1 protein-coding gene is annotated in these 1,236 nt (G+C 60.3%); it reads right to left on the bottom strand.

Annotation, left to right across the window (positions count from 1 at the left end; all coding sequences use genetic code 11):
- Positions 1 to 49: 49 nt before the first annotated feature.
- Positions 50 to 1,155 (bottom strand): IS3 family transposase gene (locus NHG85_RS06970; protein WP_253331049.1). Its coding sequence is split into 2 segments (ribosomal slippage): positions 50 to 894 and positions 894 to 1,155, totalling 1,107 coding nucleotides; the frame shifts between segments, so codons are not numbered across the junction.
- Between the last annotated feature and the right edge of the window lie 81 nt (positions 1,156 to 1,236).

The raw sequence follows: 1,236 nt of genomic DNA, 5'->3' as shown, positions 1-1,236 counted from the left end.
GTGCTCTGAGACCCAACCTTGGACCGCCGGGATCTGAAGTTTTCGGCCTTCATTCCGGTGACAGGCTGGTGGCGCCACCGGGATTATGGATATCGATCGGGACGTTATATCCGATCGCGCTGTGGGGCCGAACCTCGTTGTAGTCTCTGCGCCAATTCTCCAACTTTTCGCGGGCATCGGCAAGCGTCAGGAACCAATGCGCGTTCAGACACTCCGCCCGAAGCCTGCTGTTGAAGGCCTCGATGAAGCCGTTGTCCGTGGGCTTACCGGGCCGTGAGAAGTCCAGCGTGACATGGTTGGCATAGGCCCACAGATCGAGGTCGCGCGAGACGAATTCGCTGCCGTTGTCGACGCGTATGGTCTTCGGATAGCCCGTCTGGCGACAGACCCGCTCCAGCGTCTGCACCACGTCTTCGCCGCGATAGGTGAACCTCGGATCGATGACCGGGCAGTAGCGCGAATGGGTGTCGACGATGGTCAGAATACGCAGCTTGCGGCCGGTGGCGAGCTGGTCATGGACGAAATCCATCGCCCAGACCTCGTTCGGCCCGAACGCCTCCTGTCGGTCCTCGCGCAGCTTGGCCTTCACCCGGCGCTTGGGATGCTTGTTGCGCAGCTGAAGGCCCAGCTCGTTGTAAATTCTACGGGTCTTCTTCATGTTGATCACCCAGCCTTCCCGACGCAGCAGCACATGGACACGCCGGTAGCCGTAGCGCACCCGCGTTTCGCAGATCTCCTTGATCCGCCTTTCGACGGCAGCCTGGTCCGTCCGCCGGGACTTGTAGTGGTAGGTGGAGGTATCGAAGCAGATGGCCCCACAAGCCTTCCTGATCGATACGCCCCAATCGACGCACATCCCGGTGACGAGCTCGCGCAAACGGCCAGGCTTCAAAGCTTTCGGCGAATGACGTCCTGCAACATTTCCCGGTCCAAGGTCAGATCAGCGACGATCTTCTTCAGTCGCCCGTTCTCGTCCTCGAGAGCCTTCAGCCGCCGCATCTCGTCGGGCAGCAACCCGCCATAGCGCTTCTTCCAATTGAAGTAGGTCGCCTGGCTGATCCCCGCCTTGCGGCAGATCTCGGCCACAGGCGTGCCCTCTTCTCCCTGCTTCAGAATGAACGCCTTCTGCGCCTCAGTGAACTTCGATGCCTTCATCGTTCTCAGCTCCTCTCCCAGCCAGGAAAGCTTAGCCAAAAACTCCAGCTTCAGACGGTCGAGTTTTCAGGGGGCAGAGCA

This window comes from Limimaricola litoreus (assembly GCF_024159025.1).
Lineage (GTDB): Bacteria > Pseudomonadota > Alphaproteobacteria > Rhodobacterales > Rhodobacteraceae > Limimaricola > Limimaricola litoreus.
Note: the sequence above shows the minus strand (reverse complement) of the source record. Positions and strands in the feature narration are given on the sequence as shown.